The sequence below is a fragment of the Microbacterium saccharophilum genome (assembly GCF_007992455.1).
Classification (GTDB): domain Bacteria; phylum Actinomycetota; class Actinomycetes; order Actinomycetales; family Microbacteriaceae; genus Microbacterium; species Microbacterium saccharophilum.
Window position 1 is genome coordinate 65217 of the sequence record NZ_BKAH01000012.1, and the last position, 7577, is coordinate 72793.

Below are 7577 nucleotides of genomic sequence, written 5' to 3' on the forward strand. Positions count from 1 at the left end.
GGCTCATCCGCGCCACGCGGGTTCGTCCTCACCCCACGGACGCGGGGCCGCGTAATCCTCCGGACCGCCGACGTAGCGCACTGCCGGTGCGGCGGTGACGACGTCGTGTCCCGCGACGCGGAAGCTCTGCGTGTGCCCCCGGGGATCGGAGGACGCCGGGGAGACGGCGCCGGCCGTGCGCGGCATCCCGAGAAGCTCCGCGGCGACGCGCCGCAGACTCGTCTCGGCCATCCAGCTGCCGCCTTCGGTCGAGCGGCGTTCCAGAAGGCGGATGATGCCGGCGGCCAGGAGGTAGCCCGCCGAGTGATCGAGCGCCTGCGCCGGCAGCACACCCGGCGTCTCGCCGTCGGTGGATTCGATCATCGCTATTCCGCTGGCCGCCTGGACGATGCTGTCGAATCCGCGGGTGTCAGGCTCTCCCCACGCGGAGAGGCGGCCGACGATGACGCCCGGCCGCCGTGCGGCCAGGGCGGCAGGGGCCAGGCCGAGCCGGTCGAGTGCGACGGGACGGTAGCCGAGGACGACGACGTCGGCGGATGCCAGCAGTTCGGCGAACCGGGCGGCGCCGGGTCCTGATGCGAGGTCGAGCAGAGCCGACCGCTTGCCGTGCCCGGTGTCCAGGTGCTGCGCGGGGATCTCCGGCATCCGTGGGGGATCGATCCGCAGCACGTCGGCGCCGAGCAGGGCGAGGGTGCGGGTGGCGACAGGGCCGGCGATCACCCGGGTCAGGTCGAGCACCCGGATTCCCGAGAGCGGGGCCGCGGGCGTGGGGCGGGGGAGCGGTCGCGGTCGGCCGTCACCCAGCCGGCGATCGGCGACGAGCGGCGCCGTCCGCAGGCGCGCGTCGAGGACGGGGTCTTCTGGACGCACCGTGGCGCAGATCCCCCCGGTCGACGCGATCCGGCGGGACGCCTCCCCGGCCTCCAGTCCGGCAAGGACGGCGGCCACATCCTCGCGGCCGTCCTCGGCCGACAGCCCCAGGCCTTCCCGTAGCGCGGCGGCGTGGTGCGGGTAGTTGCCGTGTGTGCGCACCCACCCGTCGGCGGTGCGGAAGAACCCGGACAGGGGAGCGAACGCGTCGGGCTGGCTGCCGTCGATGCGCAGGTGCCGCTCGCTCGAGTACGCCGTCGCGATGCGGACAGGGTCGAGACCCGGCTCACCGCCGCCTGCGATCCGCGCCGCGGCCGCTGCGGCGTCGAAGACACTCCGCGCGGCGAGGCCACCCACATCCAGACGTGCGGCCAGCGGTACCCGGGCCGCGACGGCGCCGGAATCATCCATGGCCCGAGGGTAGTCATCGCCCGCAGACGACACCAGAGCGCGAAACCGCGGAAACATGCGGGGACGACGGCGACACGCCCGGGATGCGGGCCGGATTTGCCCAACTCGCGAGGCCCGCGTAACTTATTACTTGTTCGCCCCACAGGGAAGCGGAGAGGCCGAGAGCCTTACCCCCCTCAAGCGGAGAACCACCCCCCAGTTTAAAGGCCACTCCTTGAGTGCGCCGGGCCCCCGGGTCTAAACTGGAGGTTCCCACTCCTCGAATGCTTGTCGATGAGTGCTGCCGGAGACGCCGAAAACAGTCACGGACAGCCGATTTGACATGCTGAGCGAGAGGGATAAGATAGAGAAGTTGCCCCGCGGGCCGGCTGAAACGCTGAGACGCAGGGCACCCGATCTAGCTTCGTGAGATGTCGTCACTGACAGCTGCTCTCGACTTCGAGTCGCGAAACGCCGATTTGACAAGCGGATCACGAAGTATAAGATAGAGAAGTTGCCCTGCGGGTGAAGCTGAGAAGCCGAACAGCAGGAGCATCCGATCCTTGAGAACTCAACAGCGTGCACTTGTCAAATGCCAAATAACCTCGTTCCAGCTTCGGCTGGAAGAGATTCCTTTGGATCAAAGTCCGACCTTCGGGTCGGCAACGGATAGTCAGCAATGACATTCATTTGGTCAGATCAAACTCGCTCGGTCGAACCTATTCCGGTCCGATCGCAGCAACATTCTTTTACGGAGAGTTTGATCCTGGCTCAGGATGAACGCTGGCGGCGTGCTTAACACATGCAAGTCGAACGGTGAAAGAGAGCTTGCTCTCTGGATCAGTGGCGAACGGGTGAGTAACACGTGAGCAATCTGCCCCTGACTCTGGGATAAGCGCTGGAAACGGCGTCTAATACCGGATACGAGCTGCGAAGGCATCTTCAGCAGCTGGAAAGAATTTCGGTCAGGGATGAGCTCGCGGCCTATCAGCTAGTTGGTGAGGTAATGGCTCACCAAGGCGTCGACGGGTAGCCGGCCTGAGAGGGTGACCGGCCACACTGGGACTGAGACACGGCCCAGACTCCTACGGGAGGCAGCAGTGGGGAATATTGCACAATGGGCGCAAGCCTGATGCAGCAACGCCGCGTGAGGGACGACGGCCTTCGGGTTGTAAACCTCTTTTAGCAGGGAAGAAGCGAAAGTGACGGTACCTGCAGAAAAAGCGCCGGCTAACTACGTGCCAGCAGCCGCGGTAATACGTAGGGCGCAAGCGTTATCCGGAATTATTGGGCGTAAAGAGCTCGTAGGCGGTTTGTCGCGTCTGCTGTGAAAACCCGAGGCTCAACCTCGGGCCTGCAGTGGGTACGGGCAGACTAGAGTGCGGTAGGGGAGATTGGAATTCCTGGTGTAGCGGTGGAATGCGCAGATATCAGGAGGAACACCGATGGCGAAGGCAGATCTCTGGGCCGTAACTGACGCTGAGGAGCGAAAGGGTGGGGAGCAAACAGGCTTAGATACCCTGGTAGTCCACCCCGTAAACGTTGGGAACTAGTTGTGGGGTCCATTCCACGGATTCCGTGACGCAGCTAACGCATTAAGTTCCCCGCCTGGGGAGTACGGCCGCAAGGCTAAAACTCAAAGGAATTGACGGGGACCCGCACAAGCGGCGGAGCATGCGGATTAATTCGATGCAACGCGAAGAACCTTACCAAGGCTTGACATATACGAGAACGCTGCAGAAATGTAGAACTCTTTGGACACTCGTAAACAGGTGGTGCATGGTTGTCGTCAGCTCGTGTCGTGAGATGTTGGGTTAAGTCCCGCAACGAGCGCAACCCTCGTTCTATGTTGCCAGCACGTAATGGTGGGAACTCATGGGATACTGCCGGGGTCAACTCGGAGGAAGGTGGGGATGACGTCAAATCATCATGCCCCTTATGTCTTGGGCTTCACGCATGCTACAATGGCCGGTACAAAGGGCTGCAATACCGCAAGGTGGAGCGAATCCCAAAAAGCCGGTCCCAGTTCGGATTGAGGTCTGCAACTCGACCTCATGAAGTCGGAGTCGCTAGTAATCGCAGATCAGCAACGCTGCGGTGAATACGTTCCCGGGTCTTGTACACACCGCCCGTCAAGTCATGAAAGTCGGTAACACCTGAAGCCGGTGGCCCAACCCTTGTGGAGGGAGCCGTCGAAGGTGGGATCGGTAATTAGGACTAAGTCGTAACAAGGTAGCCGTACCGGAAGGTGCGGCTGGATCACCTCCTTTCTAAGGAGCATCTGGCACCCTCGGGTGTCCAGGCCCCTGATCAGAGCGAATGTCTCTGCAGGGAGCTCATGGGTGGAACATTTGACAAGGTGCCGGAAGACGAACATCGAAATCAGTACGCTGCTTGCAGCTGGAAACGTTCGATGCGAGTCAGCCGACACATGCACGCTGTTGGGTCCTGAGGGACCGGATGCGCTCCGATCTACGGATCGGGAGCAGACGAACCTCAGGACCTTTTCTGATTGCCATCACGGCAAGCTGGGAAGGTACCGCCCGTACTTTGAGAACTACACAGTGGACGCGAGCATCTTTGAACTGACGCAAGTCAGTTCATATAGATGATCTTAAAGATCATTAGTCAATTTCGAGTCGGACTTCGGTCCGAACCGATTCTTGATAAAACTCATGTGATTTCAAGTCTTTAAGAGCAAACGGTGGATGCCTTGGCATCTGGAGCCGAAGAAGGACGTAGCAATCTGCGATAAGCCTCGGGGAGTGGATAAGCACACTTTGATCCGAGGATCTCCGAATGGGGAAACCCCGCTGGGCGGCTTGCCGACCCAGTGACTCCCGCCTGAATATATAGGGCGGGTAGAGGGAACGTGGGGAAGTGAAACATCTCAGTACCCACAGGAAGAGAAAGCAACCGCGATTCCGTTAGTAGTGGCGAGCGAAACCGGAACAGGCTAAACCGAGTACGTGTGATATCCGGCAGGAGTTGCGTATTCGGGGTTGTGGGACTTTTCAGGCTGCTCTGCCGAGCAGCCGGCGTTACAAGAAGGTATAGACGAACTGGATTGAAAGCCAGGTCATAGAGGGTGCCAACCCCGTAGTCGAAATGCCTCTCTTGACGCGAAGAGTATCCCAAGTAGCACGGGGCCCGAGAAATCCCGTGTGAATCTGTCAGGACCACCTGATAAGCCTAAATACTCCCAGATGACCGATAGCGGACAAGTACCGTGAGGGAAAGGTGAAAAGTACCCCGGGAGGGGAGTGAAATAGTACCTGAAACCGTTTGCTTACAAACCGTTGGAGCCTCCTTAGTAGGGGTGACAGCGTGCCTTTTGAAGAATGAGCCTGCGAGTTAGCGATACGTGGCGAGGTTAACCCGTGAGGGGTAGCCGTAGCGAAAGCGAGTCTGAATAGGGCGATTCAGTCGCGTGTCCTAGACCCGAAGCGAAGTGATCTATCCATGGCCAGGTTGAAGCGACGGTAAGACGTCGTGGAGGACCGAACCCACTTAGGTTGAAAACTGAGGGGATGAGCTGTGGATAGGGGTGAAAGGCCAATCAAACTTCGTGATAGCTGGTTCTCTCCGAAATGCATTTAGGTGCAGCGTTGCGTGTTTCTTGCCGGAGGTAGAGCTACTGGATGGCCGATGGGCCCTACAAGGTTACTGACGTCAGCCAAACTCCGAATGCCGGTAAGTGAGAGCGCAGCAGTGAGACTGTGGGGGATAAGCTTCATAGTCGAGAGGGAAACAACCCAGACCACCAACTAAGGTCCCAAAGCGCGTGCTAAGTGGGAAAGGATGTGGAGTTGCCTTGACAACCAGGAGGTTGGCTTAGAAGCAGCCACCCTTGAAAGAGTGCGTAATAGCTCACTGGTCAAGTGATTCCGCGCCGACAATGTAACGGGGCTCAAGCACGCCACCGAAGTTGTGGCATTGACATTATTGGTAGGCCTTCGTGGTCCAGCCGTGTTGATGGGTAGGAGAGCGTCGTGTGGCCAGCGAAGCGGCGGTGTGAACCAGCCGTGGAGGCCACACGAGTGAGAATGCAGGCATGAGTAGCGAAAGACGTGTGAGAAACACGTCCTCCGAAAGACCAAGGGTTCCAGGGTCAAGCTAATCTTCCCTGGGTAAGTCGGGACCTAAGGCGAGGCCGACAGGCGTAGTCGATGGACAACGGGTTGATATTCCCGTACCGGCGAAGAACCGCCCAAACTAATCCAGTAGTGCTAAGTATCTGAATCCCAGTGACTGATCCCTTCGGGGTGACGCTCTGGGCCTAGCGTACGACCCCATTCTGGTGCGGTTAGCGTATTAACAGGTGTGACGCAGGAAGGTAGCCCAACCCGGGCGATGGTTGTCCCGGGGCAAGTGCGTAGGCCGAGAGATAGGCAAATCCGTCTCTCATTAAGGCTGAGACACGATGCGGATAAAAAGTGGGTGATCCTATGCTGCCAAGAAAAGCATCGACGCGAGGTTCTAGCCGCCCGTACCCCAAACCGACTCAGGTGGTCAGGTAGAGAATACCAAGGAGATCGAGAGAATCGTGGTTAAGGAACTCGGCAAAATGCCCCCGTAACTTCGGGAGAAGGGGGGCCTTCGACGTATAAGGACTTGCTCCGAAAGCGTTTGGAGGCCGCAGAGACTAGTGGGTAGCGACTGTTTACTAAAAACACAGGTCCGTGCCAAGTCGCAAGACGATGTATACGGACTGACGCCTGCCCGGTGCTGGAAGGTTAAGAGGACCGGTTAGCCGCAAGGCGAAGCTGAGAATTTAAGCCCCAGTAAACGGCGGTGGTAACTATAACCATCCTAAGGTAGCGAAATTCCTTGTCGGGTAAGTTCCGACCTGCACGAATGGCGTAACGACTTCCCAACTGTCTCAACCGCGAACTCGGCGAAATTGCATTACGAGTAAAGATGCTCGTTACGCGCAGCAGGACGGAAAGACCCCGTGACCTTTACTATAGTTTGGTATTGGTGTTCGGTGTGGCTTGTGTAGGATAGGTGGGAGACTTTGAAGCAGGGACGCCAGTTCTTGTGGAGTCATTGTTGAAATACCACTCTGGTCACTCTGGATATCTAACTTAGAACCGTAATCCGGTTCAGGGACAGTGCCTGATGGGTAGTTTAACTGGGGCGGTTGCCTCCCAAAAAGTAACGGAGGCGCCCAAAGGTTCCCTCAACCTGGTTGGCAATCAGGTGGCGAGTGTAAGTGCACAAGGGAGCTTGACTGTGAGACTGACAGGTCGAGCAGGGACGAAAGTCGGGACTAGTGATCCGGCAGTGGCTTGTGGAAGCGCTGTCGCTCAACGGATAAAAGGTACCTCGGGGATAACAGGCTGATCTTGCCCAAGAGTCCATATCGACGGCATGGTTTGGCACCTCGATGTCGGCTCGTCGCATCCTGGGGCTGGAGTAGGTCCCAAGGGTTGGGCTGTTCGCCCATTAAAGCGGTACGCGAGCTGGGTTTAGAACGTCGTGAGACAGTTCGGTCCCTATCCGCTGCGCGCGCAGGAAGTTTGAGAGGATCTGACCCTAGTACGAGAGGACCGGGTTGGACGAACCTCTGGTGTGTCAGTTGTTCCGCCAGGAGCACCGCTGATTAGCTACGTTCGGGATGGATAACCGCTGAAAGCATCTAAGCGGGAAGCCGGCCTCAAGATGAGACTTCCATGCCTTCGGGCGAGAGGCTCCCAGCCAGACTACTGGGTTGATAGGCCAGATGTGGAAGCGTGGCAACACGTGCAGCTGACTGGTACTAATAAGCCGATGACTTGATAACACACCGTTTTTGGTGCTTGCGTCCACTGAGTGGTTCTCGATGTACGGTCGAGAACCGCATGACAATGACTTTGTTGTGCAGACTGAAACATCAATAGTGTTTCGGCGGCCATAGCGAGAGGGAAACGCCCGGTTACATTCCGAACCCGGAAGCTAAGCCTCTCAGCGCCGATGGTACTGCAGGGGGGACCCTGTGGGAGAGTAGGACACCGCCGGACTTCTTTCGTGAAATGGCCACCCATTGTTGGGTGGCCATTTCTCGTTAACGCACGTGAGAGGATCCGAGACCGATGACAGATGAAGAGCGCCCCCGTAACGACGTTGGCAAGCCCCGGTACTCGTCCTCCGACGCGCGCTCGCGCCAGAGCCGGCCGCAGCGGGACGCCGGGAAGCCGAGCACTCCCCGGGACGCGGAGCGTAAGCCGTACGCCAAGCGCGATGCCGAGAAGCGGCCCTACGCGCCGCGTGACGGTGAGCGGAAGCCTTACGCTGCGCGTGATGGCGAGCGTCGCTCGTACCCGCCTCGTGATGGT

1 protein-coding gene and 3 rRNA genes are annotated in these 7577 nt (G+C 59.0%); 3 read left to right on the forward strand and 1 reads right to left on the reverse strand.

Annotated features, from left to right (window positions below; translation table 11 throughout):
- Window positions 1-3 precede the first annotated feature (3 nt).
- The gene (locus MSA03_RS11740) at window positions 4-1281 is read right to left on the reverse strand and encodes a CoA transferase (protein WP_147051139.1); all 1278 of its coding nucleotides are present in this window, start codon (window positions 1279-1281) and stop codon (window positions 4-6) included.
- Between the two features lie 727 nt (window positions 1282-2008).
- Between MSA03_RS11740 and MSA03_RS11745 the strand changes: the two genes are divergently transcribed.
- The 3 genes from MSA03_RS11745 to rrf all read left to right on the forward strand — a co-directional run bounded on the left by MSA03_RS11745 (window position 2009) and on the right by rrf (window position 7262).
- Window positions 2009-3530, forward strand: a 16S ribosomal RNA gene (locus tag MSA03_RS11745).
- A 411-nt stretch (window positions 3531-3941) separates the two neighbouring features.
- A 23S ribosomal RNA gene (locus MSA03_RS11750) occupies window positions 3942-7045 on the forward strand.
- Between the two features lie 100 nt (window positions 7046-7145).
- Window positions 7146-7262: ribosomal RNA gene (gene rrf / locus MSA03_RS11755) — 5S ribosomal RNA — on the forward strand.
- The 16S, 23S and 5S rRNA genes sit together here, the layout of an rRNA operon.
- Window positions 7263-7577: the final 315 nt, after the last annotated feature.

Excerpts from the sequence above, each read along its gene's own strand:
- MSA03_RS11740 (WP_147051139.1), bottom strand. The coding sequence starts at position 1,281 with ATGGATGATTCCGGCGCCGTCGCGGCCCGGGTACCGCTGGCCGCACGT.